Origin of the sequence: Microbacterium sp. (genome assembly GCF_041641055.1) — a bacterium.
GTDB lineage: Bacteria > Actinomycetota > Actinomycetes > Actinomycetales > Microbacteriaceae > Microbacterium.
Window position 1 is genome coordinate 38,165 of the sequence record NZ_JBEPZB010000020.1, and the last position, 16,591, is coordinate 54,755.

Annotated in this window: 18 protein-coding genes; 14 read left to right on the forward strand and 4 right to left on the reverse strand. The window is 69.1% G+C overall.

The window, feature by feature from the left end; translation table 11 throughout:
* Positions 1–36: 36 nt before the first annotated feature.
* The 9 genes from ACESK8_RS12875 (at position 37) to ACESK8_RS12915 (ending at position 7,830) form a co-directional block, all read left to right on the forward strand.
* Entirely contained in the window at positions 37–2,103 is a 2,067-nt protein-coding gene (locus tag ACESK8_RS12875; RefSeq protein WP_372968963.1) for a flagellar biosynthesis protein FlhA, read from the forward strand.
* A 71-nt stretch (positions 2,104–2,174) separates the two neighbouring features.
* Positions 2,175–2,438: a carbon storage regulator CsrA gene (gene csrA, locus ACESK8_RS12880; RefSeq protein ID WP_372968964.1), complete on the forward strand. Its 264-nt coding sequence runs from the start codon at positions 2,175–2,177 to the stop codon at positions 2,436–2,438.
* A 123-nt stretch (positions 2,439–2,561) separates the two neighbouring features.
* On the forward strand, positions 2,562–3,044 hold the full coding sequence (gene flgN, locus ACESK8_RS12885; RefSeq protein ID WP_372968965.1) for a flagellar export chaperone FlgN: 483 nt from the start codon (positions 2,562–2,564) through the stop codon (positions 3,042–3,044).
* 5 nt (positions 3,045–3,049) lie between these two features.
* Complete coding sequence (gene flgK, locus ACESK8_RS12890; protein ID WP_372968966.1) at positions 3,050–4,456, forward strand: flagellar hook-associated protein FlgK; 1,407 nt, start codon at positions 3,050–3,052, stop codon at positions 4,454–4,456.
* A 17-nt stretch (positions 4,457–4,473) separates the two neighbouring features.
* Positions 4,474–5,361: a flagellar hook-associated protein FlgL gene (gene flgL, locus ACESK8_RS12895; RefSeq protein WP_372968967.1), complete on the forward strand. Its 888-nt coding sequence runs from the start codon at positions 4,474–4,476 to the stop codon at positions 5,359–5,361.
* Positions 5,358–5,762 (forward strand): flagellar assembly protein FliW, encoded by a 405-nt coding sequence (locus tag ACESK8_RS12900; protein ID WP_372968968.1) that lies wholly within the window; start codon positions 5,358–5,360, stop codon positions 5,760–5,762. The genes flgL and ACESK8_RS12900 overlap by 4 nt, the downstream gene beginning before the upstream one ends.
* A 38-nt stretch (positions 5,763–5,800) precedes the next feature.
* Positions 5,801–6,334, forward strand: a complete 534-nt coding sequence (locus ACESK8_RS12905) for a hypothetical protein (RefSeq protein WP_372968969.1) — start codon at positions 5,801–5,803, stop codon at positions 6,332–6,334.
* A 208-nt stretch (positions 6,335–6,542) separates the two neighbouring features.
* Positions 6,543–6,857 (forward strand): HU family DNA-binding protein, encoded by a 315-nt coding sequence (locus ACESK8_RS12910; RefSeq protein ID WP_060928141.1) that lies wholly within the window; start codon positions 6,543–6,545, stop codon positions 6,855–6,857.
* 169 nt (positions 6,858–7,026) lie between these two features.
* Entirely contained in the window at positions 7,027–7,830 is an 804-nt protein-coding gene (locus tag ACESK8_RS12915) for a sigma-70 family RNA polymerase sigma factor (protein WP_372968970.1), read from the forward strand.
* Positions 7,831–7,858: 28 nt separating this feature from the next.
* Here the strand turns inward: ACESK8_RS12915 and ACESK8_RS12920 are convergent, their stop codons facing one another.
* Both ACESK8_RS12920 and ACESK8_RS12925 read right to left on the reverse strand, forming a co-directional pair.
* Entirely contained in the window at positions 7,859–8,947 is a 1,089-nt protein-coding gene (locus ACESK8_RS12920; RefSeq protein ID WP_372968971.1) for an AAA family ATPase, read from the reverse strand.
* Positions 8,948–9,042: 95 nt separating this feature from the next.
* Positions 9,043–9,876 (reverse strand): zinc-ribbon domain-containing protein, encoded by an 834-nt coding sequence (locus ACESK8_RS12925; RefSeq protein ID WP_372968972.1) that lies wholly within the window; start codon positions 9,874–9,876, stop codon positions 9,043–9,045.
* A gap of 115 nt (positions 9,877–9,991) precedes the next feature.
* On the opposite strand from ACESK8_RS12925, the gene ACESK8_RS12930 reads away from it, so the two are divergent.
* Positions 9,992–10,882, forward strand: a complete 891-nt coding sequence (locus ACESK8_RS12930; protein ID WP_372968973.1) for a TIGR01777 family oxidoreductase — start codon at positions 9,992–9,994, stop codon at positions 10,880–10,882.
* A 60-nt stretch (positions 10,883–10,942) separates the two neighbouring features.
* Here the strand turns inward: ACESK8_RS12930 and ACESK8_RS12935 are convergent, their stop codons facing one another.
* Complete coding sequence (locus ACESK8_RS12935; RefSeq protein WP_372968974.1) at positions 10,943–11,707, reverse strand: SDR family oxidoreductase; 765 nt, start codon at positions 11,705–11,707, stop codon at positions 10,943–10,945.
* A gap of 100 nt (positions 11,708–11,807) precedes the next feature.
* On the opposite strand from ACESK8_RS12935, the gene ACESK8_RS12940 reads away from it, so the two are divergent.
* Positions 11,808–12,644 carry a helix-turn-helix transcriptional regulator gene (locus tag ACESK8_RS12940; RefSeq protein ID WP_372968980.1) on the forward strand — a complete coding sequence of 279 codons (837 nt, stop codon included), beginning with the start codon at positions 11,808–11,810 and terminating at the stop codon, positions 12,642–12,644.
* A 36-nt stretch (positions 12,645–12,680) separates the two neighbouring features.
* Here ACESK8_RS12940 and ACESK8_RS12945 read toward each other — a convergent pair whose 3' ends face one another.
* Positions 12,681–13,520: an aldo/keto reductase gene (locus ACESK8_RS12945; protein ID WP_372968975.1), complete on the reverse strand. Its 840-nt coding sequence runs from the start codon at positions 13,518–13,520 to the stop codon at positions 12,681–12,683.
* A 22-nt stretch (positions 13,521–13,542) separates the two neighbouring features.
* Between ACESK8_RS12945 and ACESK8_RS12950 the strand changes: the two genes are divergently transcribed.
* From ACESK8_RS12950 to ACESK8_RS12960, 3 genes are read left to right on the forward strand one after another with little or no spacing between them, the layout of a single operon-like run.
* Entirely contained in the window at positions 13,543–13,965 is a 423-nt protein-coding gene (locus ACESK8_RS12950; protein ID WP_372968976.1) for a YchJ family protein, read from the forward strand.
* Between the two features lie 33 nt (positions 13,966–13,998).
* The gene (locus ACESK8_RS12955; protein WP_372968977.1) at positions 13,999–14,730 is read left to right on the forward strand and encodes a zinc ribbon domain-containing protein; all 732 of its coding nucleotides are present in this window, start codon (positions 13,999–14,001) and stop codon (positions 14,728–14,730) included.
* A gap of 25 nt (positions 14,731–14,755) precedes the next feature.
* Positions 14,756–16,453 carry a bifunctional 3'-5' exonuclease/DNA polymerase gene (locus ACESK8_RS12960; protein WP_372968978.1) on the forward strand — a complete coding sequence of 566 codons (1,698 nt, stop codon included), beginning with the start codon at positions 14,756–14,758 and terminating at the stop codon, positions 16,451–16,453.
* The last annotated feature ends 138 nt before the right edge of the window (positions 16,454–16,591 follow it).

Sequence of the window (16,591 nt, forward strand, 5' to 3'; positions counted from 1 at the left end):
GGATCAGACGAGTAGAGAGAAACGAAGGCGAGACGCATGATCGGTCAGCTGCTGTCCAAGGGAGCCGTGCCCGTCGGGGTCGTGGGCATCATCCTCCTGCTCATCGTGCCCATCCCGACGCCCCTGCTGGACGTCCTCATCGTCCTGAACATCTCGTTCGCACTCCTGATCCTCCTCACGGCGATGTTCATCAAGAAGCCGCTCGACTTCTCGGTCTTCCCGAGCCTGCTGCTGGTGGCGACGCTGTTCCGTCTCGGCCTCAACGTCGCATCCACCCGTCTCGTGCTCAGCGAGGCGCACGCCGGCCAGGTCATCCAGGCGTTCGGACAGATCACGATCAGCGGATCGCTCGTCATCGGCGCCGTGATCTTCCTCATCCTCACCGTCATCCAGTTCGTCGTCGTGACCAAGGGCGCGGAGCGCGTCGCCGAGGTGGGTGCCCGGTTCACCCTCGACGCGATGCCCGGCAAGCAGATGGCGATCGACGCCGACCTCAACGCCGGTCTCATCACCGACACCGAGGCGCGTCGCCGTCGTGCCGAGGTGGCGGCGGAGGCGGACTTCTACGGCGCGATGGACGGTGCGTCGAAGTTCGTCAAGGGCGACGCGATCGCCGGCATCGTGATCGTGGTGATCAACTTCGTCGGCGGCATCGTCATCGGCATGATCCAGCACGGCATGGAGATGGGGGAGGCGCTCGAGACGTACAGCATCCTGACCATCGGAGACGGGCTCGTCACGCAGATCCCCGCGCTGCTCATGGCGGTCTCGACCGGCATGATCGTCACACGCGAGAACGCCGAGACCGAGATGGGGCAGGCGGCGGGACGCCAGCTCATGCAGTCGCGCAACGCGCTGGTGATCACCGGGCTCGCGGCGATCGCCATGGGCTTCATCCCCGGCATGCCCCTCGTGGTCTTCCTCGCGATCGGCGCTCTCCTGCTCTTCGCCGCCTCCCGCGTCAAGGCGAACGAGGATCGGGATGCGGCACTCGAAGCGGATGCCCTGCAGCAGGAGGCCGTCGAGGCGGGGGTCGAGGGGCCGGAGGAGCTGATGGACCGGATGCGGGTGCATGCACTGGAGATCTCTCTGTCGCCCGACATCGTCGACCTGGCATCCGGGGGATCGGGAGATCTGCTCACCAGGGTGAAGTCGCTCCGGCGCAAGCTCGCGCTCGACATCGGGATCCTGATGCCGCCGGTGCGCACCCGCGACAACATCGACCTGCCGGCTCAGACCTACGCGATCCTGATCGCGGGTGTCGAAGCAGGGCGCGGATCGGTGCCGCGCGGTCACGTCCTCGCGATCGGCACCGGACTCGAGCAGCTGCCGGGCACCGCCGTGGTGGATCCCGTGTTCGGGCTGGAGGGCAAATGGGTGCCCGCCGAGATGTCGCACGCCGCGGACATGGCGGGCGCGACGGTCATCGACCGGGCGAGCGTCATCATCACCCACCTCTCCGACATCGTGCAGAGCCAGGCCGACCGGCTGCTGTCCTTGGAGGACGTGCGACAGCTGACCGAGCACCTGAAGCAGTCGAGCCCGGCGACCGTCGAGGAGCTCACCCCTGCAGTGCTGTCCCTCGCCGCGATCCAGCGGGTCCTCGCCGGCCTCCTGGCCGAGCGGGTGCCGATCAACGACCTGGCCCGTATCTACGAGGCGCTCGCGCTGCGAGGCAAGACCTCGACGGAGACGGCCGGACTCATCGACGCCGCCCGCGCGGCGCTGGGACCGGCGATCGCCTCGCGCTTCGCCGAGGACGGTCGGATCCGCGTCATCATGTTCGACCCCATCCTCGAGCAGCAGATGCTGGAAGGGATGCGCGTCGTCGAGGGGCTGCCGCAGATCGTGCTCACCCCCGAGGCCACGATGCAGCTGCTCGAGGGCGTGCGCCGCACGGTCGCCGAGCTCGAACAGGTGGGTCCCGAACCCGTGCTCGTGTGCGCGCCGTCGCTGCGGCAGGCCGTGCGGCGGATGGTGTCATCGCAGGTCAGCGGGCTGCCGGTGCTGTCGTACGACGAGGCGGCGGCAGGGGGACTGGCGACGGACGTGGTCGGTGTGGTGCGGATGTCCCAGTCGGCATTGCCGAGTGCATCCGTGTGACCGCGTGATCTGCTGATTTATGAGTCGAGTGCGATAGCTTTGGGTGCAGAAGGCGCGACAGCGCTCGAGCCATGGAAGGCAGACGCATGCTGGTATTGACGAGACGCGCGAACGAGAGCATCGTGATCGGCGACGACATCACGGTCACGATCCTGGCGGTGACTCCCAGCGGCGTGCGCGTCGGCATCGACGCCCCGCGGGACAAGCGCATCAATCGCGCCGAGATCGTCCTCGCCGTCACGGACGCCAACAAGGAAGCCGTGCAGACGTCGTCCGACGAGTCCGCGGAGGCTCTTCTGCTGAGCGCCCTCGGGCGCCCGAACCCCACGAACTGACATCTGTCAATGGGGAGTTCTCCCCATGCGGTCGAAGTTACTGGTGGTCACGATGTCGCGATAGTCCTCACTGTGACGGGCGAACCCGACACGCAAACCGCGACTTTGACGAGGTGACCTATCGTGGCCGCTCACGACCTGAGCATGCAGCTGATGCGAGAGCGCGATCTGCTCGAGGTGCTGCTCTTCAAGCTGGACGAGCAGCAGATGCTCCTCGCGACCGGACGGAACCGCTGGATCCACCACGCGGCGAACGAGGTCGAGCGCGTGCTCGCGGCGATGCCGACGGTGGCCCTCTCGCGTGACACGCTGGTCGTCTCGGTCGCAGACGAGTGGGGCGTCCCGGAGGCGACGACGCTGCGGGAGCTCATCGACGCCGCACCGACCGACGCGTGGCGCGAGGTCTTCGCGGGACACCTGGAGGCCATGATCACCCTCGCCGACGAGATCGGCGAGATGAAGAAGGTCAACGAGCAGCGCCTGCGCACCGCGATCCGCGTCACCCAGGAGACCATCGCCGGCCTCGGCGTGCCGACCGGCGAGTACGACCCGCAGGGCGATGTGGTGCGCGAAGCCGACGCCCGTCTCCTCGACACGCGGGTGTGACGGACATGTCCTCCTTCGCAGGCCTCCGCCTCGCCGAATCCGCGCTCTCGGCAGCGCGCGCCGGGATGACCGTCACCGGCCAGAACATCGCGAACCAGACCACGCCCGGCTACACGCGTCAGCGGGTCGATCAGGCATCCGTCTCGGCACCGGGTCAGACCGGGCTCTGGCCGTCGGGCCTCGCCATCGGCGGCGGAGTGAACGTGACCGGCATCGCCCGTCTCGGCGACGACATCCTCGATGCGCGAGTGCGCGATGCGCTGTCGACGTCCGGCTTCTGGGCGGCTCGCGCCACCGCCGCCGGTCAGGCCGAGGACGTGCTCGCCGAGCCGACGAAGGACGGGCTCGCCGCGAACCTGAACCTGTTCTGGTCGGGGTGGTCGGATCTCGCGAACACGCCGAACCCCGCGGCAGCGCAGGTCGTGCTCACCAAGGCGACGGTGCTCATCGGGCAGATCGCCGCCGGGTATCAGACGATCGCCGGCCAGTGGAGCGATCTGCGAGGACAGGTCGACAGCCAGATCGACGAGGTGAACGCGGTCGCAGGTCAGGTGGCGGCGTTGAACGGCCAGATCCGCGATGCGCTGCAGTCGGGGCGCAACGCCAACGAGCTGATCGACCAGCGCAACGTGCTCGCACAGCAGCTGTCGACGGCGGTCGGAGCGAAGGGCAACGTCGAGGCGGACGGCACTCTCACGGTGCGCGTCGACGGCAACGCCCTCGTGGCCGGCGACACGAGCAGGGCGCTCGTCGCGAGCGGTCCGCGCGACATCGCCGACGCCGGCCGCATCACCGTGGCGTGGGCGGATCGGCCCGGTCTCGCCGTGACCATCACCGGCGGACTCGTCGGCGGCACCATCAGCACGCTCGCTCCGGCGGCCGAGGGGGGGACGCTGGCCGGCGTCGCCGCCGCCTACAACCAGACGGCCACGGCGCTCGCGACAGCGGTGAACGACATCCATCGCACCGGCGTCACCGCCTCGGGCGCCCCGGGTGGGGACTTCTTCGCCCTCGACGCGGCGGGTCCCGCAGCGCTCGGATTGAGCGTGGTGCCCACGGGCCTCGGTGAGCTCGCCCTCGCCGCACCCGGAGCCGGTGCCATGGACACGACCATCGCCGACCGCATCAGCGGTCTGGGGACGTCGGCGACGGGGCCGAGCAAGACGTGGTCGAGCTTCGTCACCGGCTTCGCAGTCGCCGTCGCCGGCGACCTGCAGCGGGCCGACATCGCCGACATGGGGGCGGTGGCCGCCGTCACCGCGCAGCAGTCGAACTCGTCCGTCGACGGTGACGAGGAGACGATCAACCTCCTGACCTACCAGACCGCGTACCAGGCCGCAGCACGTGTGCTGACGGCGGTGGACGAGGCGCTGGACCTGCTGATCAACCGCACAGGCCTCGTCGGCCGCTGACTCTGGGGAGAGCATTCATGATCGGTCGCATCACGAGCAGCACGATGACGCAGCAGTCGCTGCGGACGCTGCAGACCAACCTCGCCGACCGCGAACGGCTGCAGAATCAGGCGGCATCGCAGCGTGCGTTCCGCTCGCCGAGCGAGGACCCAGCCGCTGCGGCGACGACGCTCGGGGTGCACGGCGACCAGGCTCGCGTCGCGCAGTTCGCCCGCAACATCAGCGACGGGATGGCGTGGGTGACCACCGTCGACACCGCTCTCGGGGCGAGCACCGATCTGCTGAACCGGGCGCGCGACCTCACCGCACAGGGCGCCAACTCCGGCGCGCTCAGCCCCACGGCGAGGGAGGCCATCGCGCAGGAGCTCGAGACCATCAGCGCCGAACTCCTCGCGAAGGCCAACACGACGGTGCTCGGGCGCAGCGTGTTCGCGGGCACGAGCGATGCCGGCGGAGCATTCGATCCCGTCACGTTCGCCTTCAACGGAGCCCAGGGAGACGGCGTGCGTCGACGGATCAGTGACACGGAGACCGTGCGCGTGGACTTCGACGGCGCGCAGGCGTTCGGGCAGGGAGCGAACAGCGCGTTCGCCCTCCTCAACGACATCGCGGCCGATCTCCGCAGCGGTGCCGAGGTGGGTGGCCGACTGGCTGACATCGACGGCCGGCTGACGGAGGTCGTGGCAGCGCGTGGCGCCACCGGCGCCCGTCAGGTGCAGCTGGAGCGCGCCTCGGCGCAGAACCGGTCGACCTCGGTCGACCTCGAAGCCCGCCGCGCCGAGGTCGAGAACGTCGACAGCCTCGAAGTGCTCGTGCGGCTGCAGTCCGCGGAGCTCGTGTTCCAATCCGCGCTGCAGGTGACGGCGAAGTCGCTGCAGACCAACCTCCTGGAGTTCCTGCGATGACCGCCACCACCGAGACGACCGCCGAGACGATGAGCCGTTCCGTCGAGTTCGTCTCCCCGATGCCCGGGCTCGCCCCGTACACCGCGTTCACGATCGAGCAGCTCGAGGGGGCCGCCGGACTGTTCGCCCTCCGGGCAGTGGATGCCGAGGTGCGGCTGTTCCTGTGGGACCCGGTGTCCGGCGACTACCCGTACTCGCCCGAGATCCCCGGCGATGTGCTCGCTGACATCGGTGCGCCGGATCAGGGCGCTGCGGGCCTCTACGTCGTCGCGAATCCCTCGGCCGAGGGCGTGCACATCAATCTCCGTGCCCCGATCGTCATCCACCGCGAGAGCGGGCGCGCGGTGCAGGTCATCCTCGACGACCAGACCCAGCCGATCCGTGCGCTGCTCGGCAGCTGACGACCGCTTCGACGAACCAGACGCACAGGAGAGATGAAGTGGTCGATCTGCGATCCCGGACCCACGGCCCCGGCGCGATGCGCGCGGTCAACCTCGTCGTGATGGCGTACGACGACCGCGTCGTCGCGAAGACGGAGGATGAGGACACTCTGCACTACCTCGACGCGCGGGTGCACCCCGGTGACCGGCGCGCGCCGGGTCAGATCAGCCTTGCGCTGGTCTCGAAGAAGGACGGCAGATCCACGTCAGGGCACGAGAACTCGGCGCGATACTCGGCGGAGCAGCTCGCCTCGATCCAGCGGGCCGCGGGAGACAACACGGCTTCGCTCCGGGATGCGGCGGGACGCATTGTCGGAACCGTGTACGGGGTGAGGGCAGACCTGCTGATCCATGACGGAGCTGTCGTGCTCAACACGAAGACGCTGGCGGGCATGGAGCTGTCTGTGGGCGCCGATGCGGAGGGCCGGGACATCCGCGCGCAGATCGTCGCGTCGACGCGAGCGGCGCGGCGTGCGCGTGACGCGGCCCAGGCACAGACGCCGCGTCTCGTGGAGGAGCTGGCACTCCGCTAGCGCCGGTCGGATGTCGGGGAAGCAGAGAATTCCGATGTTCACCGCATATACCAAGGAAGAGCATCTATTCTCTGAAGAGCACAGGCTGGGGTACTGGCAGATCCCGGCGTCGTCGCAGGAGTTTGGGACCTGCGCACGCCACGGATGCGGCTGGTAGGGGTACAGCGCACATCGCTCGGTGACGAGCATTCCATGGGACGGAAACAGAATGAGCACATCAAGGACGCTCGAGACCGCACGCGTCAGCAAGAGGGAGTTCGTGCAGAGGTTCGCGCGACGGGGCGGGATCTCGGTGCAGGCCGCTCAGACGGCGTACAACGCGATGATCGACGAGCTCCTCGACCTCGTCGGGCGCGGCAACACGGTGACTCTCACGAATTTCGGCAAGTTCTACCCGCAGACGCACAAGGGCCACCGCGTGCAGTTCGCCAAGCAGGACGGCGACGCCGAGGTGAACGACTACACGGTGCTGAAGTTCTCGGCGACGCGCGAAGTGAACCGACGTGTGAAGGTGAACGATTAGTCATCGTTATCTGAACGTAAACGAGAATCCCCGAAGGTTGACGCCTTCGGGGATCTTTCTATGCCCGGACACCCCTAGCATGTAGTTGAATGTAGATCCGGTCGCTGGGGAGTGGCCACGCTGTGAGTCGCTGGGGAGGGCTTGCTCTTACAGTGAAAGAGGCCGTCCGATGCCGATGCGCGCACGGAACCAGCTCGTGGTGGACCACCTGCACATCGTCGGCGCGGCGACCGCCTACGTCGCCTCCCGCCTCACGCAGGTATCCCGCGACGACCTCGCCTCTGCCGGTGCGTATGCGCTGGTGCGGGCTGCCGAGAAGTTCGACGCCACCCTCGGGGTGCCGTTCGGAGCCTTCGCGAGGGGACGCATCAACTGGGCCCTGATGGACGAGCTGCGCTCGATGGACTGGGCGCCTCGCGAGGTGCGGGCCCGTGCGAAGGCCACCACGAAGGTGCGTGAGACGCTCTCCGCGACGCTCGGACGCACGCCAACGGTGGCGGAGATCTCGGCGGTGATGGGGGTCGAGCCCGTCGAGGTGCGGGAAGGTCTCGCGGATGCCGAGCGCTTGCTCCTGAGCCTCGATGCACCGGACGCCCCGGACGTGGTGTGGACCGGGTACCTCCCGGAAGATCTCGCGATCGCCTCCGAACGGGACGAGTTCCTGCGTCGGGCGGTCGACGCGCTCCCGGAGCGCAAACGCTGGATCGTGCGGGCCGTGTACTTCGAGGATCGCACCGTCAGGGAGATCGCCGAGGAACTGGGTGTCTCGCACGCCGCCGTCTCGCAACAGCGCGCTGAGGCGGTGCGGATGCTCCGCGATGCCCTCCAGCGTCACTACGAGGACGAGCCGCGTGCCGCCGTCGAACCCGTGTCGCGGTCGTCCGCGTCCGTGCTCGATGCGTACTTCGAGCGTCTCACCGCCGGCGGGCAGCGCTTCACCAGGGCGATCCTGTCGCACGCCGTCGGCGTCTGACAGGCGCGGACCCCGCTGACGCGCGGGTTCAGAGCCCGAAGCCGTAGCTGGCCTGGCCGACCAGGATGAGACTGACCGTCGTCGGATAGACCTCCGGCTCCTCGTCCTCGTCGTCGAGCAGGTCGAGCTTGTGGATCGGGACGAAGATGCTGCCGTCCGGCTCGAAGATGAGATCCTTCGGCACGAACGACGCGAACAGCGAGCGCGTCGCGTTGCGCAGCTCGAATGTGCGGCCGACGTCTCCGCGCTCGAAGAGGTTCATCTCGACCTCCTCCGACCAGACCTTGCCGTCAGGGAAGCGGGCCTCGATGCGGTACGTGCTCGGTTCCACGGACTTGATGTTCAGGTCCTCGACGATCTCGGCGAATCGGGCATCCGCCTGCTCGAGCTCGAAGGCGATCGCGCGCAGGTGGTCGTAGTTCAGGCGTGCTCGTCGGGAGAACAGCGCGACGTTCTCGATCTCGTCGGGGTCGGCGTTCGGGGCCTGGTCGAGCAGGTACTGGCGCACCTCGTCCGGCCCCGGATACTCGAAGCGCATGTGGTAGTGGAACCGTCCAGGACGGTTGACGATGTAGGTGCTCACATCCGCGATGTCGTTCACGGTGAGGCAGTAGATGCGCTTGACCGACGAGAGACCGTCGAAGAGCGAGAGGAACTGGTTCTGGCGATTGCTGCCGTCGGCGATGCCTCGACGACCCGCGGGGAAGATCTTCTCGAACTCGTCGAAGATGATCAGGCACTCGTCGAGGGTGTCGAGGAACTCCACGATGCCGTCGTTGTCCTCCGACACGATCACGACCGGCAGGCACTGCTCGCGCGCCTCCTCGGCGACCATGCGCAGGAATAGCGTCTTGCCGATGCCCTTGTCGCCCGAGAGCATGACACCGAGGCTCCGATCGGAGAGCGCGTACGAGCGGAAGATCTTCTCGACCTTCCTGTCGCGACCGCCGTAGATCCGCTCCGTGCCGACGGTGAGGTCGTCGACCTTGATCAGGCTGAATCCCTCCTTCGACGTGAAGTGCACCCGATAGGTCCCGAGCGGGAACTCCTGATGCGTGCGCACAGCGTCGTCGTACACGCGAACGTGCCCACCGGTCTCGATGTAAGTGCTCGTCACCGTTCCTCCTCCTGCACTCCCCGATGTATATATCGGTCGCGAATCGGAGACGGTAAGGCGATTTCTCCATCGTCTTGATCGAAGGGGGCCGTCGATCACTCCGTGCGGAGGTACGCGTCCACGAGGAACGGCCCGCGGATGTCGCGCAGGGTGTCGATGAGCAGGTCGACCGTGCGCGCCGAGACCGATGACACCGTCAGATCGTGCGGCCCGAGCGGCTCGAGGCGACCCGTGCGTATTCGGATGATCTCCCACCCCGCGGCCCGGAGCGCACGGTCCTTGCGCAGGTCTGCGTCCTGCCGCTTGCCCACGTGCTCGAGGCCGTGGCGGCCGACCGTGTCGTACTCGATCGCGACTCTGAGCTCGGGCAGCACGATGTCGGGCCAGACCTCGGTGTGCCGGAAGAAGGGGCGCGCGACCTTGACCGCGTTCGCGTCGAGGGGAACGGTGATGCGCTCGGCGAGCGCGGCACGCAGGCGCCCCTCGGCGGCGGACGCCGGCGCCGGAGCGCAGACGCTGACGAATGCCTCGCCCGTGGCCAGAACCGGGGTCTTGGTGCACAGCGTCGTCGGTGGCTTGGGGCGTCGGGGGATGGCGCGTGCTTCACCGAGGACGACCGGCTGCGGACGGGCCAGCGAGGAGCACTCGGGACACCAGGCGGACTGGCGGCGGATGCGCCCCGGCCGTTCGCGCTGCTCGGTCGGAGTCGCGGCGAAGCGATGGCCGACCCTGCACTCCCAGCACAGCAGCACGTCGGCGGCGAGCGGCACCTGAGACAGAGTGATGCCGTGATTGAGCTCGGGATGGTACTGGCGGATCAGCTCGGGATAGGCCGCCCAAGCCGAGCGGTAGGTGCCCACATCGTACGGCACGTCGCGGCCACGCGAGAACTGGCGTCTCGCCCACCAGGCCTGCACGGATTCGGTCACATCGGCACGGTAGCCTTCGCCGCCGACATCGCCTCGGCGGACCGGACGTGACAGACTCACGGAGACGGACGGAACCGAGATATCGGGCGGGTCCGGGGACAGCAGGGGAGCAGTCATGGCGCAGCGGATCGTGATCAGCGGAGCATCGGGGCTGATCGGAACGGCGCTGGCCTCGTCGCTGCGTGCGGACGGGGCCGAGGTCACCACCCTCGTCCGGCGCCCGCCGCGCCACACCTCCGAGGTGCAGTGGGAGCCGGGGGAGCGGGAGCTCGACCCGGATGTCCTCGCCGGAGCGGACGCCGTCGTGGCCCTCGGTGGCGCGAGCGTGGGGCGCCTGCCGTGGACCCGCCGGTACCGGCGTGAGCTGGTCGAGTCCCGGCTGACGACGACCAGGACGATCGCCACGGCCGTGCGTGCACTGCGCGACGATGCCCCGGCGCTCGTGTCGGCGTCCGCGGTCGGATACTACGGATCGGCACCGGGGGAGACTCTCACCGAGGACTCGCTGGCCGGCGACACGTTCCTCGCGCAGCTCTGCGTCCGGTGGGAGCAGGAGGCGCTGCGCGCCGGGGAGCACAGCAGGGTCGCGCTCCTGCGCACCGCGCCGATCATCCACCGGAAGGGCGTCCTGAAACCGCTCGTGCAGCTCACCCGGTTCGGAGTCGCCGGGCCGATCGCGCGAGGCACCCAGATCTGGCCGTGGATCTCGCTCGACGACGAGGTGCGTGGCATCCGGCACGTGATCGACACCCGGCTCGACGGACCGGTCAACTTCACGGGCCCCACCCGAGCGTCGGCCACCGACATCGGTCGCGCGCTGGCGCGGGGCATGCGGCGCCCGTTCTGGCTCCCGGTCCCCGCTTTCGCGCTCCGGCTCGCGCTCAGCTCCGAGGCAGCGGATTCCCTGCTGCTGTCGGACGCGGACGTGCGTCCGACGGTGCTCGAGGGCTCGGGGTTCGTCTTCACACACCCGACCGCGCAGGCGGCGGTCGACGCGGCGCTCTGACGTCGCCGCACCGACCGCCCCTCTCGGCACCGACCGCAGCTCGCGACGACACCTGCAGGGTCAGCGTCCGTGCGGGTCGCGACGGTTGAGGGTGGAGACGACCTGGTCGTACTCGCCCCTGGCTTCGGCATACCTCAGGAACTTGACGTTCTCGACCTGGATCTCCGTGGCCTCCGGGTGCGTCTCGATCAGCTGCATCACCTCGGTGACGAAGTCGTCGAGCGGCATCGCGAAGTCGCTGGTCTCCTGACCGGGCAGCAGAGCGGTGCGCACGGACGGGGGTTCCAGCTCGAGCACCCGCACGGTCGTGTCCGCCAGCTGCAGCCGCAGCGATTCGCTGAGCATGTGGATGGCAGCCTTCGTGGCGTTGTAGGTCGGGGTCACCCGCAGCGGCGTGAAGGCGAGGCCGGAGGAGACCGTCATGATCGTCGCATCGGGACGGGTCTGCAGGTGCTCGATGAATGCGGCGATCAGGCGGATCGGTCCCAGCAGGTTGGTGGTGACGGTCGCCTCAGCGGTGTCGAGGAGTCCATCCGGTGTGGTCCAGTCCTCGACGCGCATGATCCCCGCCATCGTGACCAGGACGTTGAGGTCGGGATGCTTCGACAGCACGGTCGCTGCGGCGGAGCGGATGCTGTCCGCATCCGTCGTGTCGATCCGCACGGTGTCCAGCGCGGGGTTGTCGGCGGCGATGGCGGTCAGCAGCTCCTGCCTGCGGCCGCCCACGATGACGGTGTTGCCGCGTGCGGCCAGCTGCCGGGCGAGAGCGAGGCCGATGCCGCTCGTCGCCCCGGGGATGAAGATGGTGTTTCCGCTGATGTTCATGTCTCCACTCTCGGGCGGCGTGACGACGCTCGCCAGGGAGCGCCTGTCCAGGGATCCGCGATCCCTGGATGCGGGTGTGCAGCTGCGGGATACTGCTGAAGTGGACAGAGAAGCACTCGCAGATTTCCTCGTGCGGCGCCGGGCGCAGCTGAAGCCGTCGGACGTCGGGCTGAGCACGGGAGCCCGACGTCGAACGGCCGGCCTGCGTCGTGAGGAGGTCGCCCAGCTCGCCGCGATGTCGACCGACTACTACGCGAGGCTGGAACAGCAGCGCGGGCCGCAGCCGAGCGTGCAGATGCTTGCCTCCCTCGCCAGGGCGCTGCGGTTGACGCCGGACGAGCGGGACTACCTGCACCGCGTCAGCGGGCACAGCGCTCCCGATCGCACGATCTTCACCGACTACGTGCATCCCGGCATGCTCCGTGTGCTCGACCGTCTGCAGGACACCCCGGCCTTCGTCGTCTCGGTGCTCGATGAGGTGCTGATCCAGAACGAGCCGGCCAGAGCGCTCCTGGGTGACGCGAGCGGCTTCGAGGGGCTCGAGCGCAGCGGCATCTATCGGTGGTTCACGGCCGCCGAGCAGGAGCGAGGTCGCTATCCCGAGCCCGATCACGAGCACCGCAGCCACGTGCTGGTCGCCTCGTTGCGCGCTGCCTACGGTGCGCTGGGGGAGCAGTCCAGGGCCGGGGACATCGTGCGCGAGCTCCTCACGCGCAGTTCCGAGTTCGCGGCGCTGTGGGACGTGCACGAGGTGCAGCGGCGCTTCGACGACCACAAGGTGCTCATCCATCCGGAGATCGGCGCGATCGAGGTGGACTGCCAGGCGCTGTTCACGGAGGACGAGTCCCAGGCGCTGGTGGTGCTGACAGCGGCACCGGGCAGCGATGCCGCGAGCAAGCTCGAACTGCTCAGAGTGCTCGGAACGCAGCGGGTCTGACGGGCACCCGGCAGGAGACCCTGCGGCTCGGCAGCCTCAGGACTCCTCGTGCGATGCAGGATCCGCGTCGAACAGCCGACCGTCCGCGCGCCCGAGCGCGGTGATGGACTCCACCTCGGCCGGGTCGAGCACCACGGACCCCGCCGCGAGGTTCGAGACCTGATGCTCGCGCGACGAGGCCTTCGGGATGGCGACCGTCTCGCGCGCCACATGCCAGGCGAGGACCACCTGCGCGGGGGAGATGTCATGTGCGGCGGCGACCTCGCGGATCACCGGCTCGTCGAGGAGTTCCTGCGCGCGACCGAGCGGACTCCACGCCTCGGTGAGGATGCCGTGCTCGCGGTGATAGGCCAGCTGCTCGCTCTGCGGGAAGTAGGGGTGCACCTCGATCTGGTTCACGACCGGCCGCACGCCCGTCTCGCGCTCGATGCGCTCGAGGTGCTCGGGGAGGAAGTTGGAGACGCCGATCTGTCGCACGACCCCGCGCTGCCGCGCGTCGACCAGCGCCTGCCACGCCTGCACGTACTCGTCCTGGCTCGGATTGGGCCAGTGGATCAGGTGCAGGTCGGTCACGTCCACGCCGAGCCGGGAGCGGCTCTCCTCGATGCTCGTCCGGGCCTTGGCCGACGGGTGGTGCCGGCCGGGGAGCTTGGTCGTGACGATGATCTCGGAGCGGTCGACGCCGGCGGTGCGGAGACCGCGACCGACAGAGCCCTCGTTCTCGTAATTGAACGCGGTGTCGAGGAGGCGGTAGCCGGCGTCGATGGCGGTGGCGACGGACTCCGCTCCCGCATCGCCGTTCAGGGCGTACGTGCCGAGTCCGAGGGCCGGGAGAGTGAAGCCGTTGTGCGCGGTGAAGTGAGGAAGAGCCGTCATGGCGTCAGCGTACGCTGGGACCATGACAGCAGCGGAGAGGATGGCGCCGCGTGACGGCATCCCCGATAATGCGGCCAGATGTCCCTGCGGCTCCGCGGAGACCTTCGGGGCGTGCTGCGGTCCGCTCCTCGACGGGACGCCAGCTCCCACCGCCGAACGCCTGATGCGGTCCCGGTTCACCGCGTTCGCCGTCGGCGACGGGGCGTACCTCCTGTCGAGCTGGCACCCGTCGACCCGCCCGGACGCGGTCGATCTCGATGACGGTGTGAGCTGGCGGCGGCTCGACATCCTCGACCGCGCCGGTGGCGGGCCGTTCGATCGCGAGGGGGTCGTCGAGTTCGAGGCCTTCTGGCGACAGGGAGCCGAGCGCGGCTCGCTCCACGAACGAAGCAGATTCGTGCGCGAGGACCGACGATGGTTCTATGTCGACGGTCTGGTCGGGTGATGGAGCGCTCCAGCAGCGACTAGATTTGAGAGCGTGAACGCCAGCCCGGAACACCAGCGCATCCTTCTCGACGTCGCCGACCTGGACCGGCGCATCGCGCAGGCGGAGCGCGCACGCACCAAGCCCGCTCAGGCCGCTCGCATCTCCGAGCTCGTCGCGATCCGTCAGGACCAGCTCCGTGAGCTGACCACGCTGACCGGCCGTCGCGATGATGTGCGCACCGAGCTGACTCGGCTCGAGGCGGACGTGAAGCTGGTCGAGCAGCGTCGCGCGCGCGACGCCGACCGCCTCGCCGCCGCGACGAACTCCAAAGAGGCGCAGGCTCTCGAGCACGAGATCGCCAGTCTCGCCAGGCGACAGAGCGACCTGGAGGACATCGAGCTCGACGTGATGGGACGCGTGGAGGATGCCGACGCCGCCGTGGCGGCGCAGCAGGCCCTGCTCGACACCACCACCTCCGAGGGCAGCGCCCTCACCGCACAGGCCAAGGCCGAGGTCGCCGCCGCGACCGAACTCGGAGCGCAGCTGACCCGCGATCGCGAGGCCGTGACCTCCGGAGTGCCCGCGCCGCTGCTCGCCGAGTACACGCGTCGGGCCGCCAACAGCGCCGGTGCCGCGCTGCTGACCCGTGGCACGTGCGAGGGCTGCCGCATGATGCTTCCCAGCACCGATCTCAATGACATCCGCAACGCCGCCGATGACCTCGTGGTGTCCTGCCCCGAGTGCGGCTGCATCCTCGTGCGTACCGAGGAATCCGGGCTGTGACCCCCGCGCCGCGCGCGCGACGGCGGTGAGCTCGCGACCGCCGAGCGAGCGCCGTGTCGTCCTCGTGGCGACTGCGCCCGGCACCTACACGGCGGTCGAACTCGACGAGCAGGATGCGGAGGCGGGTCGAACCGTCCTCTCCGCGTCTGAGCTGTCGCCCTGGGTGGCCGCGCAGGAGGCCGAGAATCCACCGCGCTGGGTGATCCGCAGTGCGCGGGAGATCTACCCCCTGCTGCTCGCCGACGGCGTGCTGCTCGGACGGTCGCATGATCTGCTGCTCTGCCATGCGATCCTGCGCGACACCGACAAGGTCGCGCGTCCCCTCGCCCCGTCTGACGCCTGGCTGCGTCGGGATCCGGTCGACGAGGCGCCGGCCCTGTTCGACGTCACTCCCCACGACGACGTGGATGACCCCGTCGGGGCGGCCCTGGACCAGTATCGCGAGCAGCGCCGTGTGCTGCGCGACGGCAAGGACGGCCGACTGACTCTGCTCACCTCGGCGGAATCCGCCGGAGGCCTCATCGCCGAGGAGATGCGGGTCGCCGGTCTGCCCTGGAACGAGGCGGTGCACGACGCCATCCTCACCGACGTGCTCGGGACGCGGCCTGCGGCGGGCGGACTGCCGAGTCGCATGGTGGCGCAGGGGGAGCGGGTGCGGTCGATCCTGGGCGATCCGACGCTCAATCTCGAGAGCCAGCCGAAGCTGCTCAGGGCGCTGCACCGGGTAGGCGTGCAGGTCGAGTCCACGAGCCGGTGGGAGCTGGCGCAGCACAGCCACGCCGTCGTCGAGCCGCTGCTGGCGTACAAGAAGCTGTCGAGGCTGCTCAGCGCGAACGGGTGGGCGTGGCTCGCCGAGTGGGTGCACGACGGGCGGTTCCGGCCGATCTACATCACCGGCGGTGTGGTGACGGGACGCTGGGCGTCGGCGGGCGGCGGTGCCCTGCAGCTGCCGCGCAACCTGCGGGCCGCGGTGCGGGCCGACGAGGGCTGGACGCTGGTCGTCGCCGATGTGGCGCAGTTGGAGCCGAGAATGCTCGCGGGCATGGCCGGTGATCGGGCGATGGCGCGCGCGGCGCAGGGCAAGGATCTGTACGCCGGTGTGGTCGAGTCCGGTGCCGTCGCGACGCGCGAAGAGGCGAAGTACGCCGTGCTGGGTGCCATGTACGGGGCGACGACCGGCGACTCCGGGCGCCTGGTCCCGCGCTTGCGCAAGGTGTACCCGCGAGCGATGGCGCTCGTCGACAAGGCGGCGCGGTTCGGCGAGGACGGCGGAGTGGTCTCGACCTGGCTCGGGCGGTCGTCCCCTCGGCCGTCCACCCAGTGGGAGGCGATGCAGGCGCAGGCGACCGATGCCGACGCCGATCCCGCCGACGTCGCCCTCGCGCGACGCCGTGCGCGCGACTGGGGCCGCTTCACCCGGAACTTCGTGGTGCAGGGCACCGCAGCCGAATGGTCGCTGATCTGGCTCGCGGAGATCAGGCACCGCCTGCAGCGGCTTCCGGATGCGGAGACGTCGGCGCCCGCATCCGGGGTGTTCCGCTCTCGCGCGCATCTGGCCTTCTTCCTGCACGACGAGGTGATCCTGCACGTCCCCGCCGAGCAGGCGGAGGCTGCGGCCGACGCGGTGCGCGAGGCCGCGGCGGTCGCGACCCGTCGTCTCTTCGGCGGGTTCCCCATCGATGTCCCGCTCGACCTGCGCATCGCGGAATCCGCCGAGAAGTGATTTCGCATGCCCTGGTCGTAGACTGGACGTGCGAATGGGTCGACTGGACGGTCGCGTGGCGGGCAACCGCACCGAGGAACGTCCGGGCTCCTCAGGGCAGGACGGTGGGTAACGCCCACCCGGAGCAATCCGCGAGAA